The sequence below is a fragment of the Microbacterium sp. R86528 genome, from assembly GCF_044596335.1.
Taxonomy (GTDB): Bacteria; Actinomycetota; Actinomycetes; order Actinomycetales; family Microbacteriaceae; genus Microbacterium; species Microbacterium marmarense.
The window spans coordinates 2,718,337-2,739,096 of record NZ_CP138996.1; the positions used below are offsets into that span (position 1 = coordinate 2,718,337).

Below are 20,760 nucleotides of genomic sequence, written 5' to 3' on the forward strand. Positions count from 1 at the left end.
CCTGCGTTGGATCAGTTGGATGCTTCGGCTTTCGGCCTCTGCTGTTGTCGTACCTCCACTCTGCAGTGAACTTCGTGCGGTTCCCCGACGGATTTAGGTGTGAAGTTTGTCAAAAATTCTCGTTTCGTGACAGAATCGCGGTATGACGATGACTTCGGGCCGTGAATCGGTCGCTGATCTGCCCGACGATGATGAGGTGGACTCACTAACAATCGGCCGACGGATCCGGCAATTGCGCACAGACCGCGGTATGACGCTTGACGAACTCGCCGCGGCGGTTGATCGCGTTCCCAGCCAGCTCTCGATGATCGAGAACGGCAAGCGCGAACCGAAGCTCACGCTGTTGCAGGCCATTGCGCGTGCCGTGGGATCGTCTCTGGATGCCCTCTTGGAATCGGAGCCCCTGGACGAGCGAGCGACACTCGAGATCGCGCTCGAACGCGCAATGCGCGGCCAGACATTCAAAGCGCTCGGCATCGACCCGTTTCGCATCGCCAAGTCGGTTCCCACCGATGCGTTGAAAGCAATGCTGTCGTTGCAGGGAGAGATCGAGCGGCTTCGTGATGAACGCGCGGCCACCCCCGAAGAGGCTCGCCGTGCCAACGTGGCGCTGCGCAAGCTGATGCGCACGCAGAGCAACTACTTTGAAGACCTTGAGCAGCACGCAAGACGGGTGTTGGACGCCGTCGATCACCCGGGCGGCCCACTGACCCAGCGCACGGCGAGCGACATCGCGGCGCATCTTGGTTTCACGCTGCACTACGTGCCAGATCTGCCGCAGACGACTCGCAGTGTTGCAGATATCAAGAACGGTCGACTCTATCTGTCGAGCAGGCTGGCCACGAAGGGCGACCCGCGCACGGCGGTGCTGCAATCGCTCTCGAGTCGCATTCTCGGGCATCAGGAGCCCAAGAGCTACGCGGAGTTCCTGCGCCAGCGAGTCGAGACGAACTACCTCACGGGTGCGCTGATGATTCCTGAAGCGCACGTGGTGCCTTCGCTGGTGGCGGCCAAGAACGACCGTGCCATCTCGATTGAAGACCTTCGCGACGCGTATTCGGTTTCGTACGAGACCGCAGCGCACCGCTTCACGAACCTCGCGACCCGCCACCTCGACATTCCCGTGCACTTTCTCAAGGTGCATGAGTCGGGCACGATCACGAAGGCCTACGAGAACGACGACGTGAACTTTCCGACGGACCGTCTGGGCGCCATCGAAGGACAGATGTGCTGTCGCAAGTGGACGTCGCGCGTGGTGTTCGATGTGGACGATCACTTCAACCCGTATTACCAATACACCGACACGGGCAACGGAACGTATTGGTGCACAGCGCGAGTCGAGCTTTCCAGCGAGGGAGCACATTCGGTCAGTGTCGGCGTGCGATTCGACGACACCAAGTGGTTCCTAGGGCGAGACACGACAAACCGTGGGGTTTCGAAGCACTCTGTCGAGACGTGCTGCCGTCGAGCTCCGGCAGACCTTGAGCTGGCGTGGCGTGAGCATTCTTGGCCGAACGTTCGCACACCGCGCACGCTTCTCGCTACGCTGCCGACCGGCGCCTTCCCGGGGGTTGACACGACCGACGTGTATGAGTTCCTCCAAGCTCACGCACCAGCCTGAGACCCAGTCAGCGACCAGCCACCCAAGCCGCGACGTTTGCCGGCCACGCGGTGCGCGTCGACGAGGTGCGAGATTCCGCGCGATCGGCGGCGCGATAGGCGGTGTAGATCGCATTCACCGCAAGCCAGCGCAGGGGTTCGGCTTCCCACAGTTTCGCCCGATGATCTACCCACGGCAGGCGAACGAGTTCGGTGTCGTGGCCGAGAACAAGATCGGCCAACGTGCGACCGGCAAGGTTGGTTGCTGTCACTCCCGTGCCGACATAGCCGCCCGCCCAGCCCAACCCGGTCGTGTGGTTCAGCCCGACGGACGCCGCCCAGTCTCTTGGCACGCCGAGCACTCCCGCCCATGCATGGTCGATCGGCACGTCTGCCGCGATGGGAAAGAAGCTATGGAGCAGCGCGGTGAGCGACGCGATCGTGCGTTGCTGGGTTGTTCCGTCGGTGTCGACACGCGACCCGTAGCGGTATGGCACCCCTCGACCGCCGAAGGCGATGCGATCGTCGGCAGTGCGCTGGGCGTACATATAGACGTGCGCGAAATCGCCGAGCGTTTCGCGACCATCCCAGCCGATCGCATTCCACGCTGACGCAGGCAGGGGAGCGGTCGCGATCATCGACGAGTTCATCGGCAACCACGTGCGGTGCTCGCCCTTCAGATCGGGGGTGAAGCCCTCGGTTGCGCGCAATACGTGCGTTGCTCGCACTGTTCCGCGGTCGGTGATCGCGCGCCCCGGGGTGATCGCTGACACCCGAGTGTTCTCGTAGATCGCCACCCCGAGGCGTTCAACCGCAGAGGCAAGGCCGCTCACCAGCTTGGCGGGGTGCACGCGCGCGCAATGAGGGTGCCACGTCGCGCCCAGTGCGCCGTCGACAGCGATTCTTTCAGCGGCACCAGCAGCATCCAATAGTTCGACTTCAGTGTGGGGCCACGTCTGTTCGCCCGCGGCAGAGGTCTGCAACCTCGCCAGCTGCGCTGGTGTGCGGGCCACCTCGAACTCACCGCCTTTGATGATGTCGGCATCGATGCCCTCGCGCGAGGTGACGGCGATCACTTCGTCGACCGCGTCGTTGAGTGCACGCTGCTGAGCGATCGCCGCATCGCGGCCATGTGCGGCGACGTAGGTGGCGCGGCCTCCGGTCACCGAGTTGGTCAGCCACCCCCCATTGCGTCCTGACGCCCCGAAACCCGCGAAGCGCTGCTCGAGCACCGCAACACGCAGATCTGGCTGAGCTTTCTTCAAGTAGTACGCCGTCCACAGTCCGGTGTAACCGCCCCCGACAAGGGCTACATCAACGTCAATCGATCCCGGTAGGGCTGCTCGCACCGTCGGCAAACCACCCAGATCGCGCCACCACCATGAGACGTCGCCGTTCACTGTCGCGCTGTCTTCACTCACCTGATCATCTTCTCGCAGTGCTGCAGGCGCCACGACGCCAAGCTGTCGTGAATTGGGGACGAAAGAGTCAGCGTGTCTGGCTATTGCGCGACGCGGAGCGACGCCCAGAGTTCGGCGCGAATCGCAAACGACGACAGGTCGCGCCCGAGCAGCTTCTCAGCGAGCGCCAAGCGCGTGCGTACGGTGTGGCGGTGAACGCCGAGGGCGCGCGCTGAGGCCTCGTGCGAGCAATCGTTGTCTAGCCAGGTGCGCAACATGACGACCAGTTCGGAGCCATTCTCAGCGTCGTACTCGCTCAACGGCGCGAGCTCAGCCAGGGCGAGGGTGCGCGCATCATCGGTGAGCGCTGAGAGTACTCCGCCGTGAGCGACGTCGGCGAAGTTGCTCACGCCGGTCAAACCGCGATCGCGTGCCAGAAGCGCCTGCCCGATCGCCGATGAAACGCGCTCGTAGGTGGTCGGCTCGGATACGCCGACGCGGAGGCTGAAGAGCTCTGCGACCTCGACGATGGGTGAGCGGTCATCGGCGGGAACGACCACGACGAGTCCGTCATCGGTGCGTCCGAAGAACACCGATCCGCGGCGCTCTTCTGCACGCAACTCCAGTCGCTCAGACACGGCATCGACGCGGGCTGAGGCAAGATCGGTGATGGCGACAACCACGGGCGCGGCCGGCAGCGGGCCCCACAGGTCTTTTGAGATTCGTCGAGCGAGAGACGGGTCATCGCCAAGCAGAGATTGAGCGAGCCCTGCCCGCAGCGAGTTGCGCGCTTTGCTGAGGCCCTGCTGCTGTTCAAGAGCCAGCCCAGCCATCGCGATAACCGATGTCACGAGCCGGCGTCCTTCTTGGTCGAGGTCACCTGCGGCGATCGCGATCACGCCACGCAGATGCCCACCCCGCCCGAGCGTCTGCAGCGAGAAAGCGGTGTCGCCGATTGGCAACGATGACCCCGCTCGGGCCCCGCGATGCAGCACAGCGATCACCTCGGACCGAAGTGAGTCAGCCGTGGTCGCGGCAAGCCCGCCGGCAGGGTGCTCGCGAGAAAGCTCTCCCGCAGCGTCGAACAATCCCACCCACGTGTCGAGCTGGCGGGCAAGCTCTGCCACGGTGGCGCCGAGGCCGTCGGCCCTGAGGGCAGCGAGGGCAATGGCGCGCTGTGCAGCCAATGCCCAACTTCTGCGTGCATACGAAGCCGCGGCAATAGCCTCGGCGTTCGCGCGCGCAACTGCGATGAAGGGGGTGCGGTACGGCACCTCGAACAGTGGTGTTTGCGTCGCGCGGCACGCATCGATCAGTTGCGGAGGGATGCCATCGCGCACCACTTCAGTGCCGAAACCCAGCCCGACGACCCCGCGTTCTTTAAGCCGCGACACGTACGCGTGAACGTCCGCGTCGCTGTCGACGCCCTCGGCGAACTGCGTGCCCGTAGTGAGCAGCACGACTCCCTCTGACAGGAACGGAGTGGGGTCTGCGAGGTCTGAGTTGTGCACCCATCGCACGGCGCGGTCAAGCAGCCGATTGTGCCGAGCGCTTTCGCCATCGAGCGTCAGCTGAAGATCGGCGCGGCCAAGCAGAGCGCGAAGGGTGGGGGTTTCGGGGGCGGCGGCCATGGTGCTCCTGAATGCGCTGCGGGCTTCGTGTACGAGCGGTACAAGAAGGTATGCACAATGTACATGAGGGCAGGTGCATTGCGCGGGTTGAGCGCCCTACGCTCGCCACTATGAGCGCAACCGACACCCTCACTCACGTTCCCCTCGGCGGCCCGACTCTTCCGCAGGAGCGTCGCCTCGTCACCAGCATTCCGGGCCCTCGCTCGCAGGAGCTGATCGCCCGCAAAGCCGCCGCCGTGGCAGCCGGAGTCGGACACACAGCCGCCGTGCACACGGTCGCCGCGGGTGGGGGAGTCATCGTCGACGCCGACGGCAACTCGCTGATCGACCTCGGCTCGGGTATCGCGGTCACCAGCATTGGCAACGCGCACCCCAAGGTTGTCGCAGCGGTGCAAGAACAGGTCGCCCAATTCACCCACACCTGCTTCATGGTTGCGCCCTACGAGTCGTATGTCGACGTTGCCGAAGCGCTCAACCGCATCACTCCCGGCGACCATGAAAAGAAGAGCGCGCTTTTCAACTCGGGGGCGGAAGCTGTCGAGAACGCCATCAAGGTCGCCCGTAAATTCACCAAGAAGCAGGCCGTGGTCGCATTCGACCACGGCTATCACGGACGCACCAACCTCACGATGGGTCTCACCGCAAAGTCGATGCCCTACAAGAGCGGCTTCGGACCGTTCGCCTCTGAGATCTACCGCGCGCCGATGTCGTATCCCTATCGCGACGGCCTCAGCGGCGAAGCTGCCGCAAAGAACGCTATCTCGATCATCGAGAAGCAGGTAGGCGCCGACAACCTCGCCGCGATCATCATCGAACCCATCCAGGGGGAGGGCGGCTTCATCGTCCCCGCAGCGGGCTTTCTTGCGGCACTTGTCGAGTGGGCGCGCGCGAACAACGTCGTCTTCATCGCTGACGAGATCCAAACCGGCTTTGCCCGCACCGGCGCCATGTTCGCCAGTGAGATCTTTGGCATCGTTCCCGATCTCATCACCACGGCAAAGGGCATCGCGGGTGGGCTTCCCCTTGCCGCGGTGACCGGTCGCAGCGAGATCATGGACGCCTCGCACGCCGGCGGTCTCGGTGGCACCTACGGCGGAAACCCGATCGCCTGTGCGGCAGCAATCGCCGCGATTGACGTTTTTGAGAACGACGGGGTCATCGAGCGCGCACGCGACATCGGCAGCATCCTGATCTCGCGACTGTCAGACATGCAGTCTCGAGACGCGCGCATCGGAGACATCCGCGGCCACGGCGCGATGATCGCCGCCGAGTTTGTGGATCCAAACACCGGCGATCCGGATGCTGCGCTCACCGCAGCCGTTGCGAAGGCGTGCATCGCGGAAGGTGTGATCGTGCTGACATGCGGCACCTACGGAAACGTCATTCGCTTTCTGCCGCCGCTTTCGATCCCTGACGGTCTGCTCAACGAGGGCCTCGACGTCGTCGCGGCAGCTCTCGCCGCAGCGTGACCTGGCCGCCATCGGCGCGCCCACACCACTACAGAGGAGTGAGATGACTGAGATCACGAGAGACGTTGTCATCGTTGGGGCCGGCGCCGCCGGAACTACCGCAGCGAACGAGCTGAAGAAGGCCGGTCTATCGGTTGCTGTTCTAGAAGCGCGAGACCGCGTGGGCGGCAGGCTATGGACTGACGTCGTCGACGGAGCCATGCTCGAAATCGGGGGCCAGTGGGTGTCGCCCGATCAAGAAGCGCTCAAAGAGACGATCGAAGAGCTCGGGCTCGAAACCTATCGCCGCTACCGCGAGGGCGACTCGGTGTACGTCAATGCGAGCGGTGAGCTCACCCGGTTTACGGGAGAGATCTTTCCGGTGCCCGAGGCGACCGAGAAGGAGCTGGTTCGACTCATCGAAAAGCTCGACGCAATGGTGGCACTCATCGATCCAGACAAGCCTTGGGAACACCCTGATGCAGAGGCGCTCGACCGCATCTCATTCGAAGCTTGGCTAGAAGAACAGACTCAAGACCAAGAAGCGCGCGACAACATCGCGCTTTTCATCGCCGGGGCGATGCTGACCAAGCCCGCGTATGCGTTCTCCGCCCTGCAGGCGCTGCTGATGGCGGCAAGTGCGGGAAGCTTCTCGAACCTCGTCGACGCCGACTACATTCTCGACGAGCGAGTCGTGGGCGGACTTCAGCAGGTGCCGCTGCTGCTCGCGGAACGGCTGGGCGATGACGTGTTTCTCGGGCACCCCGTGCACACGGTGCAATGGCACGCAGACGGGGTGACTGTCATCTCAGACGGAGATATGACCGTGCACGCGCGCTTTGCGATTCTTGCGCATGCGCCGATCTTGTATCCCTGGATCGACTTCGCCCCGCCGCTGCCGCGACTCAAGCAGCAGATGCACCAGCACATCTCGATGGGCTTTGTGATCAAGGTTCACGCGGTGTACGAGCGGCCGTTCTGGCGAGAAGACGGACTTTCGGGCACCGCCTTCAGCCCCTACGAGATTGCGCACGAAGCGTACGACAACACCAACCACGGCGACGAGCGCGGCACGCTGGTGGGGTTCGTGTCGGATCGAAATGCCGACGACCTTTTTCGCGTCTCGGCTGAGGAGCGCAAAGAGCGGATTCTCTCGTCGCTGGCCAACTACTACGGACCGCAGGCGAAAGAGCCGCTGGTGTACTTCGAGAGCGACTGGGGCGCCGAAGAGTGGACTCGCGGAGCGTACGCGGCGAGCTTCGACTTGGGCGGGCTTGCTCGGTACGGAGCCGATCTGCGCACGCCGGTGGGTCCCATCCACTTCGCCTGCAGTGACATGGCCGGTGCTGGTTACCAGCACGTGGACGGCGCCATTCGCATGGGCCGACTGGTCGCGGCGAACATCGTCGCGGCGGCACATTCGTGACCGCCCGTATCGTCGTCGGCTATACGGCGACCAGTGCCGGGGCCGACGCGGTAGCGCTGGCTGCACGTTTGGCTCACGCGTCTGCGAGCGCGGTTGACGTTGTCGTCGTGCTGCCAGCCGATGGCCGCAGCGTGATCACGCCGCCAGATGCCGCCTACGACCGCTACCTGCGTGACCAGGCTTCAGCGTGGCTGAGCCAGGCGGCAGAACAGGTGCCCGAGGGTGTCAAGACGCGCACACACGTGCGATACGCGGATTCGTTCGCCGAGGGCCTGGTGACAGCGGCGGCCGATTTTGAAGCGTCTTACATCGTCGTCGGCGCAGCGAACGGCGGTCTTCGCGGTCGCCATCGGCTGGGCACCGTCGCCGACGAGCTTCTGCACTCGTCGAACGTGCCAGTGGTGCTCGCACCAGAGGGAGCGAGGCGCACCGAGGCCGGTGCAGGTATCACCAGGATCACGGCGGCTGTCGGAACCCGACCCGGCGCCGACGCGCTCTTGCAGGAGAGCATTGCGCTCGCCGTGGCGACGAGCGCCGAATTGCGCTTGGTTTCGCTGGTCTCGGTCGACCTTCCCGCGTCAGTGAACACGGGCGTCATCCGCATCGCGGGGGCGGCACACGCCGACGACGTGCTCACGCAGGCGTTGGCTGCCTTGCCCGACGATATCGACGCTGAAGTCATCGTCGCCCGCGGCGACAGCATCGAAGACGCCGTCTCGCACCTTGGCTGGGAGCCGGGCGAGCTCGCAGTCGTCGGCTCTAGCCGCTTGGCGCAGCCGCGTCGACTCTTCCTCGGCTCAACGGCAGCGAAGATGCTGCACGAGCTGCCGGTACCAATGGTCGTGGTTCCGCGTACGCGTTCCACAGAAAGCGGGCAGCAATGAGTGCTCCCTCAGCCGCGTCAGCGCCGAAAAAAGACCCGGTAGCCACGGGCGGACTCTCGCAGAAGGGCCTGAGTGCCGGCACGATCGGATTGCTTGGTGCCGTCGTGATCGGCATCTCGTGCATCGCGCCCGCCTACACGCTCACTGCCGCACTTGGCCCTACCGTGTCGGAAGTCGGCTTTCAGGTGCCGGCCATTATTCTCGTCGGCTTCATCCCGATGCTGCTGGTGGCCTTCGGCTATCGGGAACTCAACCGTGTGATGCCCGACAGCGGCACATCGTTCACCTGGGCGTCGCGGGCTTTCGGCCCATGGATCGGCTGGATGGCAGGGTGGGGGCTGGTTGCTGCCACCATCTTGGTGCTGTCGAACTTGGCCGGAATCGCGGTCGAGTTTCTGTTCCTGCTCATCGACCAGATTGCGGGCAGCCCCGGCACGATCGCCGCGCTGGCCTTCAACCCTTTCATCAACGTCACGGTGTGTCTGCTGTTCATGCTCGCGGCCACCCTGGTGTCGTACCGCGATATGCAGACGACGCAAAAGCTGCAGTATGTGCTCGTGACCTTTCAGGTTGCGGTGCTGCTGATCTTCTCGATCACGGCGCTCGTGCAAGTCGTGCAGGGCAACGCCTTCGACGCCAGCCTTCCCGAACTCTCGTGGTTCAATCCCTTCGCTGTCGGCTCTGTGACAGCGGTAGTAGCGGGTCTGTCGCTGTCGATCTTCATCTTCTGGGGGTGGGATGTCACTCTCACCATGAACGAAGAAACCAAGGACCCCGAAAAGACACCCGGCAGGGCGGCCACGCTGACGGTGATCACCATCGTTGTGCTCTATCTTCTGATCGCGGTGTCTCTGCTGATGTTCGCCGGCACCGGAGCAGAAGGGCTGGGGCTCGGCAACCCCGACATTCAAGACAACGTCTTCTTCTACCTGTCAGGACCAGTGCTCGGCCCAATGGCGTTCCTGGTGTCACTCGCGGTGCTGACCAGCTCAGCATCCTCGCTTCAATCCACTTTCGTCGGACCAGCGCGCACCTTGCTGGCTATGGGGCACTACGGCGCGCTCCCCAAGAAATTCGCGCAGATCAGCCCCCGCTTCTTCACCCCCGGCTACGCGACGGTCGTGTCGGCTATCGTCGCATCGGCGTTCTACACGGTCATGCGGCTCATCAGCGAGAACGTGCTGTGGGACACCATCACAGCGCTGGGCATGATGATCTGCTTCTACTACGGGATCACCGCGTTCGCTTGTGTCTGGTACTTCCGCAAGCAATGGCTTGACAGCACGCGAAACATCTTCTTCACGTTGCTGTTTCCGCTTCTGGGCGGAGCGATCTTGGCAGCCTTGTTCGCGATCACGCTCGTCGACAGCATGGATCCTGACTATGGCAGCGGCTCCAACATCGGTGGTGTCGGACTCGTCTTCATTCTCGGCATGGGTGTCATCCTCTTGGGAGTGATCGTCATGGTCTGGCAGGCGATCAAGCGTCCGGCATTCTTCCGTGGTGAGACACTTTCGCTGGAATCGCCGCCAAGCCTGCGTCGCGTGAAGCGATAGCGGCAGACTTAACCCACCCTTCTGATCGGAGAGAACACTCATGACTGACTATGCCGTCATCAACCCCGCCACCGGCGAGACGCTGTCCACCTACCCGACGATCACCGACGAGGCGCTCGCACAGGCCATCGAGACAGCCGATTCGACGTATCGCACGTGGCGCACCGTGTCGCCGGCCGAGCGTGCTGCGGGAATCCGCCGGGTCGCCGAACTTCACCGTGAACGGCGCGAAGAGCTCGCCGACATCATCGTGCGCGAGATGGGCAAGCCCCTAGAAGCGGCGCTCGGAGAAGTCGACTTCGCCGCTGATATCACCGAGTACTACGCCGATCACGTCGACAAGATCACCGGTGATCAGCCGCTCGACATCGAGGGTGATGGTGATGCGATCATCAGACGGTCGCCGATTGGTGTGCTTCTCGGGATCATGCCGTGGAACTTTCCCTACTACCAGGTCGCGCGTTTTGCGGCTCCCAACATCGTCGTGGGCAACACGATCCTGCTCAAGCACGCTCCGCAGTGCCCCGAGTCGGCAGAAGCAATCGAGAAGATCTACAACGACGCCGGGCTCGCAGGCGTGTACGTCAACATTCTTGCTACGAATGAGCAAGCCGCAACGGTCATCGCTGATCGGCGCGTGCAGGGCGTGTCGGTGACCGGGTCTGAGCGTGCCGGGTCGGCGGTAGCCGAACTGGCTGGCCGTCATTTGAAGAAGGTTGCTCTCGAGCTCGGGGGATCCGACCCCTTCATCTTGCTGTCAACCGATGATCTGGATGCTGCCGTACAAGCCGGCATCGATGCGCGTCTCGACAACAACGGTCAATCCTGCAATGCCGCGAAGCGTTTTATCGTGGCCGACGATCTTTACGAAGGCTTCGTCGAGAAGTTCACGGCGGCCATGGATGCGGCAAAGGTCGGGGACCCGTTCGCTGAAGACACTGTGCTCGGCCCCCTCTCGTCGCTTGCCGCCGCAGAGCGCCTGGCGGCCCAGGTAGACAACGCCGTCGCGCAGGGTGCGACGCTCGTGACCGGCGGCGTGCGTGACGGTGCCTTCTACCCTGGCACGGTGCTGACCGACGTCACCAGCGATATGGACGCTTACCGCGAAGAGTTCTTCGGTCCGGTGGGTGTTGTGTACCGCGTCGCTAGCGAAGAGGAGGCTGTCGAGATTGCGAACGACACGAGCTTCGGCTTGGGCTCTTACATCTTCACGACCGATTCTGAGCAGGCGGCGCGCATGGCCGATCAGATCGACGCGGGCATGGTCTATATCAACTGCGTTCTCGCTGACGAGCCTGCGCTCCCCTTCGGGGGAGTCAAGCGCTCTGGCACCTCGCGAGAGATGGGATTGCTCGCCGCTGACGAGTTCGTCAACAAGAAGCTCATTCGCACCGCCATGTGAGACGGTTCGCGACCGGGTCGGCGCCGCGTCACGCGCTGGCCTGGTTCGCGGCCCGCGAGGGCATGCCGTACACTTGAACGTGCAGTACAAATCTGCATTCTTTCGCCGTGCCCTGTAATGGGTGGCACTCCACTTCTCACAAAGTGCGGCAGAAGTTTGCGGGCCTCGAAGCTTCCGGGCTTCTAGGGCGGTAGCTCAATTGGCAGAGCAGCGGTCTCCAAAACCGCAGGTTGCAGGTTCGATTCCTGTCCGCCCTGCGCGTCAGCAAACGTTGACAGTACGGTGTCAGCGGTTGACAACACAGTGGTTCGGCGAATGTCGAAGCGCGGAAAGTAATCAGGTGACATCGATGGCTCAGGACGAACCGAAGGGTGAAGTCGTCGCTTCAGGCGGCACACGTGAGAAGAAGCCCAACGTCTTCGCGCGCTTTGCTCTTTTCATCCGTCAGGTCTTCGCCGAGCTTCGCAAGGTCGTCACCCCGACCCGTCAAGAGCTCCTGAAGTACACCGCAGTCGTACTGGGTTTTGTTGTCGTCATGATGGCCATCGTGTACGGACTCGATTTCGTGTTCGTATTGATGGCGCAGTACGTCTTCGGCGTCCCGTCCTAAACCTGAATCACCTACATCCCTGAATCACCAAGTGGCGACGCGGTTGGATCACACCCCGCGACGAAACGGAAGAGAATCCCAAGTGTCTGAAAGATATGTCGACGACGCCGACTGGGCGACCGCTGCAGAGCAGTCCTCAGAAGATGACGAAGCCCAAGAAGGCAACGTTCTCGCTCAAGAAGAGCGCGCAAGCACGTCGGCCGAGCACGTCGCAATTCACATTGTTGACGAAGATGGCGACAACGCAAACGAGTCCGAAATGGATGACGTCGAAGTGAACGACCCGGAAGCAGACGCAATCGTGAATGACGCGCTTGAGATCGACGAGACCGCTGAGGTCGAAGCCGCAGCTGAGGTGCTGACTGACTCGGCTGCCGAAGAGGCAGAAGAAGTTGCCGCTGAAGCCGCGGACGAGGTCGCGCCCTACGACGGACCAGATGTGAACGGTGACGAAGACGTCACCGAAGCTGATTCTGACGATGACAGCGAAGAAGACCCCTACGACGCGTTCCGCGCAGAACTGCGCGCACTCGAGGGCAAGTGGTATGTCATTCACTCTTACGCCGGTTTTGAGCGCAAGGTCAAGGCGAACATCGAGCAGCGCAAGTCAACGCTCGAGGTAGAAGAAGACATCTACCAGATCGAGGTCCCCATGGAGGACGTCGTCGAGATCAAGAACGGCCAGCGCAAGATGGTCACGCGCGTTCGCATTCCGGGATATGTTCTCGTGCGCATGGAACTCAACGAAGACACCTGGTCGGTCGTGCGCCACACCCCCGGTGTCACCGGCTTCGTGGGCAACGCTCACAACCCCACGCCGTTGCGCTTTGAAGAAGCATTCAACATGTTGAAGAGCCTCGTCGAGATCAAAGAGGTTGCTCCGGCCAAGGCTGGTGCGGCGAAGGGCAACCAGCCTGTCGCGCGCAGCATCCCTGCCGAGGTCGATTTCGAAGTTGGCGAGACTATCACCATCAAAGAAGGCTCGTTCGCGGGTCTTCCCGGCACGATCAGCGAGATCAAGCCCGAAAGCGGCAAGCTCACGGTTCTCGTTTCGCTCTTCGAGCGTGAGACACCGGTCGAGCTCTCGTTCGACCAGGTCACAAAGCTCTGACACTAAGACTTCCCGGGACCACCCGGGAAAACCGCGGCTCGGAAATGCCGAGCGTGCGGGAGAACGGAACTCGTCGAGGCGCAGCCTGACGCAGTTTCGCTCGATGAAAGGAAAAGGAAATGGCACCCAAGAAGAAGGTGACCGGCCTGATCAAACTCCAGATCAAGGCTGGTGCCGCAAACCCCGCGCCGCCGATCGGTCCGGCGCTTGGTCAGCACGGCGTCAACATCATGGAGTTCTGCAAGGCGTACAACGCGGCTACCGAAGCACAGCGTGGCAACGTCATCCCCGTAGAGATCACTGTCTACGAGGACCGCAGCTTCACGTTCGTCCTCAAGACCCCGCCGGCGGCAGAGCTCATCAAGAAGGCCGCTGGCCTTGCAAAGGGTTCTTCCACGCCTCACACGGTCAAGGTTGGCAAGCTCACCAAGGCTCAGGTTCGCGAAATCGCTGAAGCGAAAGAGCCCGACCTGAACGCAAATGACATCGAGGCTGCCTCGAAGATCATCGCCGGCACCGCCCGTTCCATGGGCATCACGGTTGAGGACTGAGGGGAATAAACATCATGGCTACCAAGTCAAAGGCCTTCAAGGCCGCAGCTGCCAAGATCGAGGCAGACAAGTTCTACACGCCGACCGAAGCCGTCACACTGGCTAAGGAAACCGGCTCAGCGAAGTTCGACTCAACCGTTGAGGTCGCGCTGAAGCTCGCTGTTGACCCCCGCAAGGCTGACCAGATGGTGCGCGGCACCGTCATTCTGCCGCACGGTACCGGCAAGACGGCCCGCGTCATCGTTTTCGCAACGGGTCCGGCCGCTGAGGCTGCTATTGCCGCGGGCGCAGATGAGGTCGGCGGCGCTGAGCTCATCCAGAAGGTGTCAGAGGGCTACACGTCCTTCGACGCTGCCGTGTCAACTCCTGAGCTCATGGGCCAGGTTGGCCGTCTCGGTAAGGTGCTGGGCCCCCGTGGTCTCATGCCGAACCCGAAGACCGGCACCGTGACTCCCAACCCGGCCAAGGCCGTGGAGGAGATCAAGGGCGGAAAGATCGAGTTCCGTGTTGACAAGCACGCGAACGTGCACTTCATCGTCGGCAAGGCATCGTTCTCGGCCGAGCAGCTCGACGAGAACATTCTCGCGGCGCTCGAAGAGATCGTGCGTCTCAAGCCGTCGAGCTCGAAGGGCCGTTACATCCAGAAGGCTGTTGTCTCGACCACCTTTGGTCCGGGCATCCCGCTGGACGTCAACTCCATCTGAGTCTGACTGATTCGCAAAGAAGGGCCTCACCTCCGGGTGGGGCCCTTCTTGTTGTGCCCGGCGGCGGTGTCGCCGCTGAACTGCTGGCATGATGGCGCTATGGGAACAGTCGATGACTATCTAGCCGAGCAAACCGAGAATGATCGTGTGGTGATCGAGCACGTCTACGACATCGCTCGGGATCTGGTTCCTGACGTCGAGCAAGGAAAAGGCTACGGAATGCCCGCCCTGGTGTACAAAGGCAAGTCACTGATCTCTGTGATGCGCACCGCGAAGCACATCGGCGTGTATCCGTTCAGCCCCGAAGCCATCGCGGCGGCCGCAGATGAGTTGGTTGGCTTCGATCGCGACAAGGGCACCGTGCGCTTCCAGCCGGACAATCCCATTCCCGATGCGGCCGTGCGCACAATGGTGCACACCCGACGGGCGCAGATAGACCGCTGAATCCCGCTCGTGCGCTCGGCGGCCGAGCGCGCACGGGGCTAGTGCGAGATCAGCAGACTGATCGCCAGGCCCGTCATCACCACGGCGATCACGCCATCGAGAATTCGCCACGCCCGTGGTGTTGCGAGCCAGCGACTCAGGTAACGCGCGCCGAAGGTCAAAGCGCTGAACCAGACGACGCTGCCGATCACCGCACCCAAAGCGAACAGCCAGCGCTGGTCGCCATGCGTGCTGGCCACCGAGCCAAGCAAGAACACGGTGTCGAGATAGACATGCGGATTGAGCCAGGTGAGCGCGAGACACGTGAGCGCGACCGGCAATGCCTTCATCTTGGCTGCGGTCAAGACAGCGCCAGTCTGCGACGGTTGTGCCGTAGTTATCGGTGCGGCCGAGACGTCAAGCCCGGTCGTGCGCGGATGCCACGCGCGCCGAGCAGCGAGGAGCGCATACCCGAGCAAGAAGCCGGCTCCCGCCCAGCGGACTGCAGTTATGAGCCAGGGCGCGGCCGCAACGATAAAACCAAGGCCTGCGACGCCGAACACGATGAGGATCGCATCTGACAGGGCGCATATGATCGCCACCATCACCACGTGCTGGCGGTGAACGCCCTGGCGCAGGATGAACAGATTCTGCGCGCCGATCGCGATGATCAGCGAGAGTCCAAGAGTAAAGCCAGCAAGTATCGAGGTGAGTGCCACACAACGAAGCTACGGCCGCATTGCTAGTAAAACCAGCTAATGATTCTAAGGACGCATTAGTCTAGCTAATGATGAACATTTCGCGGGAACTCGCCGAGACGCTTCTGGCGGTCGTTCAAGAAGGCACGCTCGACGCTGCGGCGAAACGGCTACACGTCACCCCATCTGCGGTCAGTCAGCGCATCAAAGCGCTGGAGACGCAGCTCGGTCGGGTCGTGCTGGTGCGAGCGAAGCCGGCACGCACGACCGAGGCGGGCACGGCCGTAGTTCGATTTGCGCGTGAGATCGCCCTTCTCGAGCACGATGCGCTGGTTCAGATGGGCGTCGGCGACGATTCCGCACGGGTCAGCATCCCACTCGCGGTCAATGCTGATTCCCTAGGCACGTGGTTCTTGCAGCCGCTGGCGCGTCTGGCTGAGCAGCATCCTGTCGTGTTCGATCTGCACCGCGACGACCAAGACTTCACTGCTTCGCTGCTGGAATCGGGCACCGTGATGGGCGCGGTCACCTCGCGGCGCGCTCCGGTGTCGGGGTGCAAGGTGATGCCGCTCGGAGTCATGCGCTACGACGCCGTGGCTACGGTGGGATTCATGAAGCGATGGCTGCCCGCTGGCCCCACCGCAACAGCGCTCGACGCCGCGCCCGTGGTCGAGTTCGATCGACGAGACGATCTGCAAACGCGCTGGCTCAGAGACCGGGGGAGCGCGGGCACTGCGCCGCGGCACTATGTGCCTGCATCGAACGACTTCGCGCGCGCCGTGTCGTTGGGGCTGGGCTGGGGTCTGCTGCCGGTTTTTCAATCGTCCGAAGGCCTCAACGACGGCAGCTTGGTAAAGCTCGACAACCTGTGGGTTGATGTGCCGTTGTACTGGCAACAGTGGAATCTGCGATCGCAGCTGCTCGACGCGATTGCTGACACCGTCGCCGAGGCCGCCGCCACGGTGCTGGAGCGGCCCGGCGTCTGAGAACCCGTGACGCTCAGCCCTCGGCGACGCGCAGAACGATCTTGCCGCGCGTGTGCCCATCTTCAACTGCACGATGGCTGGCGGCAGCATCCTCAAGTTCAAAGATCTGGTCGATGTACACCTGCACCGAGCCCGAGTCGAGCAGGCGCGCGATAGTCGAAAGGGCGGCGCCGTCGGGGCTCACCTTGAAACTGGTTGCGCGCACACCAGCTTCATCCGCTGCGTGGGCGTACTCGGGCCAAGACCCGGTTGGCACGATGATGTAAAGCCCCCCAGGGCGCAACACTGTGAGTGAGCGGCTGCCTGTCGAATCACTGACGTTGCCGACCAGGTCGATCACGACATCGACATCGGCGACAACGTCTTCAAATCGTGTCGTTTTGTAGTCGACGACGACGGATGCTCCGAGCTCGCGGAGCCACGAGGCGTTGTGGTCTGAACCGGTGACCGTGACGTGCGCGCCGAAATAGGCTGCGAATTGCACGGCGAAGTGGCCCACCCCTCCGCTGCCGGCGTGAATGAGTATGCGCTGACCTTCATGCGCGCGCGCGGTCTCAACGACAAGGCCCCACGCCGTCAGCGCCGCCAGGGGAACGCCAGCCGCTTCAACGTGCGACAGCGCTGCCGGTTTGCGTGCGACAGACAGCGTCGGCACGACAACATATTCGGCGTAGGTTCCGCCAGAGCGAGGAAAGTGCGTCATGCCGAACACCTCCGTGCCCGGGGGGAAGGGGTGCGATTCGTAGGGCGACGACACTACGGTGCCGCTGAAGTCGAAACCTATCGTTGAAGGAAACGAGTCGATCGCTGGGGCCACGCCGCGGCCAGCGCGAGTCTTGGCATCGATCGGGTTCACTCCCGCAGCATGAACTCGGACGAGCAGTTCGCTGATTACCGGGCTCGGCACAGGCACCGTAGCGATATGGAGAACGCTCGATTCGCCGGGGGTGTCGAAGACAGCGGCACGCATGGTTTCTGGCGTTTCACCGACTGGGGTGGTGTCGGGGCGTGGCGCTGAGGCGGTTCGCAGAGGTCGCGCTCTCATGATGGCTCCTTCCGCGTGTGCGGTCGGCGACGACCGCACGTGATTTGGTGATACGAGCAGTCAACCTTGTCAATGTCTCGCACGTGTTACGCGGGTGCTACCGTGTCGCGAACGTCGTGCCCGATCGCCGGGCGAGTTACGGGGTCTCGCCTGCGCTAAGTGCGTGCAACATGCGAGAGAGATTCTCGATGTCTGCGAGCGACCACGCGTCGAGCGCCTTGAGGAGTGCGCCTTCCTGGGGGGCGCGAGCGACGCTCAACCGTTCCAGCCCGAACGCGGTGGGCGAGATCAGACTGGAACGCCCATCCTCGGGGTCGGGCGTGCGGGTGACGAGCTGCAAGGCCTCGAGTTCACGCACCGCGCGGCTGATCTGCCCCTTGTCGGCCATCAAGCAGTCGGCCAAGTGAGAGAGGGTGACCTGTTCCTTGCGTGCGATCGTGGTGAGAACCTTGTATGCGCCGGGCAGCATGCCAGGGCTCACCCGGTTGGCATTCTCAGAAAGCACGCGCCGGAATCGAGAGATCAGCTCGCCGAATTCGGCCTCCAGGGCGCGCACGGCAGCCGTGCGCGCCTCGGGGGTGTCGATCGGGTCCATGACTGTCGACACTAGCGGTTGTCGTGCGCGGTGCGAGAGTCGTGTGAACGGGATTCACGATCGTCACCCGTCGCTTGCAGCACATCCATGCCTTGGGCCGTAGAGACTGTTGCCAGATCGGCCTCGTTCGCCACGACGCGTTCACTGGTAGTCATACGCGTGAGCGGGTGATTTGGCAACAGAGCGATCGCGATCAAGCTCAGAATGGCAAACGGCACCGCAATGAGGAACGACTGAGCGATGGACTGAGCATAGATATCCTCAATGATGATGCGGATGCCTTCGGGCAACGCCGAAACCTGCGGGAGCGTTCCAGACTGAAGCTGCTCCGCGATCACCGCACCCTGCTCGCCCAGCGCAGCAAGGGCGGCAGTGATGTCCGCTCTTGCTGCGGCGGTGAGCGTGGTGACTGACGAAGCCAGTGCCGCGCCCATCACCGAAACGCCGATCGTGCCGCCGAGGCTGCGAAAGAACGTGACGCCTGAACTGGCGACACCCATCTCTTCGGGCTTTGCCGTGTTCTGCACCACCAACACGAGGTTTTGCATCGTCATGCCGACACCGGAACCGAGCAAGAACATATAGAGCGACACCAGCGCGAAGTTTGTGTCGTAGTGAATTGTCGACAGCAGCGACGACCCAGCGATGAGCAGCACGGCGCCAGCAATGAGGTAAGGCTTCCAATGCCCGTACTTCGTGACGATGCCACCGACCACCGTCGACGCGATGAGCAAGCCAGCCATCATCGGGATCGTCATCAGACCAGCCTCAGTGGGGGTCGCTCCTCGCGCCATCTGCATGTACTGGCTGAGGAACACCGCCGACCCGAACATCGCGATGCCAGTGGCGATCGACGCGAGTACCGACAGGGTGAAGGTGCGGTTGCGGAACAGCGTGAGTGGAATCAGCGGCTCACTCGCGCGCAGCTCCGTGATGACGAACGCGATCACCCCGAGGATCGCGCCGCCCACCATGAGGAGCGTTTCGGTGCCGAGCCAGTCGTAGGTCGATCCAGCATTGGTGATCCAGATCAGCAAGAGCGATACCGAGGTAGAGAGCAGCACTATGCCGAGGTAGTCGATGCGTGCCTTGACCTTGGGGCGCGGGGGCAGGTGAAGGGTGCGTTGCTGAATGATCAGCGCGACGACGGCGATGGGCAACGCGACGAAGAAGTTCCAGCGCCAGCCCCAGGTGTCGGTGATCACGCCGCCGAGAAGCGGGCCACCGACCGTCGCGAGCGCCATGACTGCCCCGAACAACCCCATGTATCGTCCGCGTTCGCGAGGGCTGATGATGTCGGCCAGGATCACCTGACTGAGAGCTGCGAGCCCGCCTGCTCCAATGCCCTGCACTGCGCGGAAGGCGATCAGCATCTCGGTGCTCTGAGAGAAACCTGCTGCCGCCGTAGCCAGCACGAAAATGACGATGGCGGTTTGGATGAGGATCTTGCGGTTGAAAAGGTCGGCGAGTTTGCCCCAGATGGGTGTCGAGATAGCCGTCGTCAGAAGAGTGGCTGTGATCACCCAGGTGAAGGCCGCCTGGTCGCCATCGAGATCGTGAATGATCACCGGCAGCGAGGAAGAGACCACTGTCGATGCGAGCATCGAAACGAACATGCCGAGCAGCAGGCCGATAAGAGCCTGAAGAACGCGGCGCTTGTGAGCGGGGTCTGCAGGGGGAGCGGCGGCGGTTTGAGCTTTGCCGGTGGATGCTGACATGGAAATCCTTCGCGTGGCGCGCGGCGGCATTGACGCGACATGGTTGATCTAGGTCAATAGTTGAGAAGAGTCAACTATATGAAGATCTTTGACTGGTGTCAACTAAATGCGCATGCGGAAGAGTCGAAGGCGCCCGCCGGCGTCAGCTCAGGTCGACAAGTGCCAGCGAGCGGAAGGGTTGACGCGCATCAACAGGCGCTGCGATGGGGGCATCAGCTGCGGGCCGTCGGCCTGTTGTGCGGTGGTAAAGCTCATCGATCAACGAGGTTGCGAGGCTGACCAGCTTTGCGATCTCACGCTCGTCGCGGTCGATCCAGACGCAACGGGGTTCGTCGCTCACCGGAACGAAGTCGTTGTGCTCTTCCCAGACCACGAGCGTGCGCTCTGCCCCGAGGACGTGCTGTTGCCACCAGACCTGACGGAGGTAGGTGCGTGGCACGCTGCGCCACGACTTGTTCGTCGTTTTGATCTCGGCGAGAGTGACACGACTTGCGGAGTCGATCATGATTCCGTCGGGAGTCGCGAGGTGCCGCTTTTCGACGACGGCGTGAAAAAGTGCCGATGAAGGCTGGATGCCGTGGGTCGCGGCAACCCATGCGGCGATCTCGGGCTCGCGCGCCTTGCCATGCGCGGTGAAAGCGTTGCCCGAGAAGCCCGAACCCATGAGCTTCGAGTCAGCGGCGCGCACGATTGACTTCTCGGAGGTGAGGGATGCCACATCTGTCGCGGTGATTCCACGCGATCGTGCTCGCATCCACGCCACTCGGTCGCGAGAATCAGCGACGATTCTGGCCGCGAGTTCGGGGGTCACCAATCGAGACTAACTCGGTGCGTAGACACCGTGCGCCTGCGACGCTCGAAACACAGCAGATGGTGCAGCGGGAAACTCACATCGACTGTTCATCAGTGCGACACGCACGGGAAACGCTACGGGATGAACGCGGCCATAGCTTTTGGAGGTTCCGATCATTCG

The 20,760-nt window shown here is 62.7% G+C and carries 19 protein-coding genes and 1 tRNA gene; 13 read left to right on the forward strand and 7 right to left on the reverse strand.

The features are described 5' to 3' along the window. Positions 1–148: 148 nt before the first annotated feature. A complete protein-coding gene (locus SJY18_RS12580; protein WP_396668921.1) occupies positions 149–1,621 on the forward strand; it encodes a helix-turn-helix domain-containing protein in 1,473 nt (490 codons plus the stop codon). Positions 1,622–1,628: 7 nt separating this feature from the next. Here the strand turns inward: SJY18_RS12580 and SJY18_RS12585 are convergent, their stop codons facing one another. Both SJY18_RS12585 and SJY18_RS12590 read right to left on the reverse strand, forming a co-directional pair. Beyond that, a complete protein-coding gene (locus tag SJY18_RS12585; protein ID WP_396667819.1) occupies positions 1,629–3,053 on the reverse strand; it encodes an NAD(P)/FAD-dependent oxidoreductase in 1,425 nt (474 codons plus the stop codon). Between the two features lie 47 nt (positions 3,054–3,100). After that, positions 3,101–4,630: a PucR family transcriptional regulator gene (locus SJY18_RS12590; RefSeq protein ID WP_396667820.1), complete on the reverse strand. Its 1,530-nt coding sequence runs from the start codon at positions 4,628–4,630 to the stop codon at positions 3,101–3,103. 110 nt (positions 4,631–4,740) lie between these two features. Here SJY18_RS12590 and gabT point away from each other — a divergent pair, with 110 nt between their 5' ends. From gabT to SJY18_RS12645, 11 genes are all read left to right on the forward strand, one after another. After that, on the forward strand, positions 4,741–6,099 hold the full coding sequence (gabT, locus tag SJY18_RS12595; RefSeq protein WP_396667821.1) for a 4-aminobutyrate--2-oxoglutarate transaminase: 1,359 nt from the start codon (positions 4,741–4,743) through the stop codon (positions 6,097–6,099). 43 nt (positions 6,100–6,142) lie between these two features. Continuing rightward, positions 6,143–7,504, forward strand: a complete 1,362-nt coding sequence (locus tag SJY18_RS12600; protein ID WP_396667822.1) for a flavin monoamine oxidase family protein — start codon at positions 6,143–6,145, stop codon at positions 7,502–7,504. After that, positions 7,501–8,388 (forward strand): universal stress protein, encoded by an 888-nt coding sequence (locus SJY18_RS12605; RefSeq protein WP_337337395.1) that lies wholly within the window; start codon positions 7,501–7,503, stop codon positions 8,386–8,388. Before SJY18_RS12600 ends, SJY18_RS12605 begins: the two co-directional genes overlap by 4 nt. Next, a complete protein-coding gene (locus SJY18_RS12610) occupies positions 8,385–9,944 on the forward strand; it encodes an APC family permease (RefSeq protein ID WP_396667823.1) in 1,560 nt (519 codons plus the stop codon). Before SJY18_RS12605 ends, SJY18_RS12610 begins: the two co-directional genes overlap by 4 nt. 40 nt (positions 9,945–9,984) lie before the next feature. Continuing rightward, entirely contained in the window at positions 9,985–11,346 is a 1,362-nt protein-coding gene (locus SJY18_RS12615; RefSeq protein WP_396667824.1) for an NAD-dependent succinate-semialdehyde dehydrogenase, read from the forward strand. Positions 11,347–11,530: 184 nt separating this feature from the next. Then, a tRNA-Trp gene (locus SJY18_RS12620) sits at positions 11,531–11,603 on the forward strand. A 92-nt stretch (positions 11,604–11,695) separates the two neighbouring features. Continuing rightward, on the forward strand, positions 11,696–11,956 hold the full coding sequence (gene secE / locus SJY18_RS12625) for a preprotein translocase subunit SecE (RefSeq protein ID WP_337337398.1): 261 nt from the start codon (positions 11,696–11,698) through the stop codon (positions 11,954–11,956). An 82-nt stretch (positions 11,957–12,038) separates the two neighbouring features. Continuing rightward, entirely contained in the window at positions 12,039–13,067 is a 1,029-nt protein-coding gene (gene nusG / locus SJY18_RS12630) for a transcription termination/antitermination protein NusG (RefSeq protein WP_396667825.1), read from the forward strand. Between the two features lie 119 nt (positions 13,068–13,186). After that, positions 13,187–13,618 (forward strand): 50S ribosomal protein L11, encoded by a 432-nt coding sequence (rplK, locus tag SJY18_RS12635; RefSeq protein WP_337337400.1) that lies wholly within the window; start codon positions 13,187–13,189, stop codon positions 13,616–13,618. Between the two features lie 14 nt (positions 13,619–13,632). Beyond that, positions 13,633–14,322, forward strand: a complete 690-nt coding sequence (rplA, locus tag SJY18_RS12640) for a 50S ribosomal protein L1 (RefSeq protein ID WP_337337401.1) — start codon at positions 13,633–13,635, stop codon at positions 14,320–14,322. A gap of 99 nt (positions 14,323–14,421) precedes the next feature. Further along, the gene (locus SJY18_RS12645; protein ID WP_396667826.1) at positions 14,422–14,766 is read left to right on the forward strand and encodes an iron chaperone; all 345 of its coding nucleotides are present in this window, start codon (positions 14,422–14,424) and stop codon (positions 14,764–14,766) included. Between the two features lie 38 nt (positions 14,767–14,804). On the opposite strand, the gene SJY18_RS12650 is transcribed toward SJY18_RS12645, so the two are convergent. Next, on the reverse strand, positions 14,805–15,464 hold the full coding sequence (locus tag SJY18_RS12650; protein ID WP_396667827.1) for a LysE/ArgO family amino acid transporter: 660 nt from the start codon (positions 15,462–15,464) through the stop codon (positions 14,805–14,807). 71 nt (positions 15,465–15,535) lie between these two features. On the opposite strand from SJY18_RS12650, the gene SJY18_RS12655 reads away from it, so the two are divergent. Further along, positions 15,536–16,429: a LysR family transcriptional regulator ArgP gene (locus tag SJY18_RS12655; RefSeq protein WP_396667828.1), complete on the forward strand. Its 894-nt coding sequence runs from the start codon at positions 15,536–15,538 to the stop codon at positions 16,427–16,429. Positions 16,430–16,442: 13 nt separating this feature from the next. Here SJY18_RS12655 and SJY18_RS12660 read toward each other — a convergent pair whose 3' ends face one another. The 4 genes from SJY18_RS12660 to SJY18_RS12675 form a co-directional block, all read right to left on the reverse strand. Further along, positions 16,443–17,474 carry an NADP-dependent oxidoreductase gene (locus SJY18_RS12660; protein ID WP_396667829.1) on the reverse strand — a complete coding sequence of 344 codons (1,032 nt, stop codon included), beginning with the start codon at positions 17,472–17,474 and terminating at the stop codon, positions 16,443–16,445. Positions 17,475–17,610: 136 nt separating this feature from the next. Further along, complete coding sequence (locus SJY18_RS12665) at positions 17,611–18,069, reverse strand: MarR family winged helix-turn-helix transcriptional regulator (protein WP_396667830.1); 459 nt, start codon at positions 18,067–18,069, stop codon at positions 17,611–17,613. 11 nt (positions 18,070–18,080) lie between these two features. After that, the gene (locus tag SJY18_RS12670; protein WP_396667831.1) at positions 18,081–19,787 is read right to left on the reverse strand and encodes an MDR family MFS transporter; all 1,707 of its coding nucleotides are present in this window, start codon (positions 19,785–19,787) and stop codon (positions 18,081–18,083) included. A gap of 142 nt (positions 19,788–19,929) precedes the next feature. Continuing rightward, on the reverse strand, positions 19,930–20,598 hold the full coding sequence (locus SJY18_RS12675; RefSeq protein WP_396667832.1) for a YqaJ viral recombinase family protein: 669 nt from the start codon (positions 20,596–20,598) through the stop codon (positions 19,930–19,932). Positions 20,599–20,760 lie beyond the last annotated feature (162 nt).

Bases quoted from the DNA above. Each gene is read 5' to 3' on its own strand.
- SJY18_RS12645 (WP_396667826.1), top strand. From the start codon at position 14,422: ATGGGAACAGTCGATGACTATCTAGCCGAGCAAACCGAGAATGATCGT.
- SJY18_RS12600 (WP_396667822.1), top strand. From the start codon at position 6,143: ATGACTGAGATCACGAGAGACGTTGTCATCGTTGGGGCCGGCGCCGCC.
- rplK (WP_337337400.1), top strand. From the start codon at position 13,187: ATGGCACCCAAGAAGAAGGTGACCGGCCTGATCAAACTCCAGATCAAG.
- SJY18_RS12665 (WP_396667830.1), bottom strand. From the start codon at position 18,069: ATGGACCCGATCGACACCCCCGAGGCGCGCACGGCTGCCGTGCGCGCC.
- SJY18_RS12655 (WP_396667828.1), top strand. From the start codon at position 15,536: ATGAACATTTCGCGGGAACTCGCCGAGACGCTTCTGGCGGTCGTTCAA.
- secE (WP_337337398.1), top strand. From the start codon at position 11,696: ATGGCTCAGGACGAACCGAAGGGTGAAGTCGTCGCTTCAGGCGGCACA.
- SJY18_RS12590 (WP_396667820.1), bottom strand. From the start codon at position 4,630: ATGGCCGCCGCCCCCGAAACCCCCACCCTTCGCGCTCTGCTTGGCCGC.
- SJY18_RS12670 (WP_396667831.1), bottom strand. From the start codon at position 19,787: ATGTCAGCATCCACCGGCAAAGCTCAAACCGCCGCCGCTCCCCCTGCA.
- SJY18_RS12615 (WP_396667824.1), top strand. From the start codon at position 9,985: ATGACTGACTATGCCGTCATCAACCCCGCCACCGGCGAGACGCTGTCC.
- rplA (WP_337337401.1), top strand. From the start codon at position 13,633: ATGGCTACCAAGTCAAAGGCCTTCAAGGCCGCAGCTGCCAAGATCGAG.
- SJY18_RS12610 (WP_396667823.1), top strand. From the start codon at position 8,385: ATGAGTGCTCCCTCAGCCGCGTCAGCGCCGAAAAAAGACCCGGTAGCC.
- gabT (WP_396667821.1), top strand. From the start codon at position 4,741: ATGAGCGCAACCGACACCCTCACTCACGTTCCCCTCGGCGGCCCGACT.
- SJY18_RS12660 (WP_396667829.1), bottom strand. From the start codon at position 17,474: ATGAGAGCGCGACCTCTGCGAACCGCCTCAGCGCCACGCCCCGACACC.
- SJY18_RS12580 (WP_396668921.1), top strand. From the start codon at position 149: ATGACTTCGGGCCGTGAATCGGTCGCTGATCTGCCCGACGATGATGAG.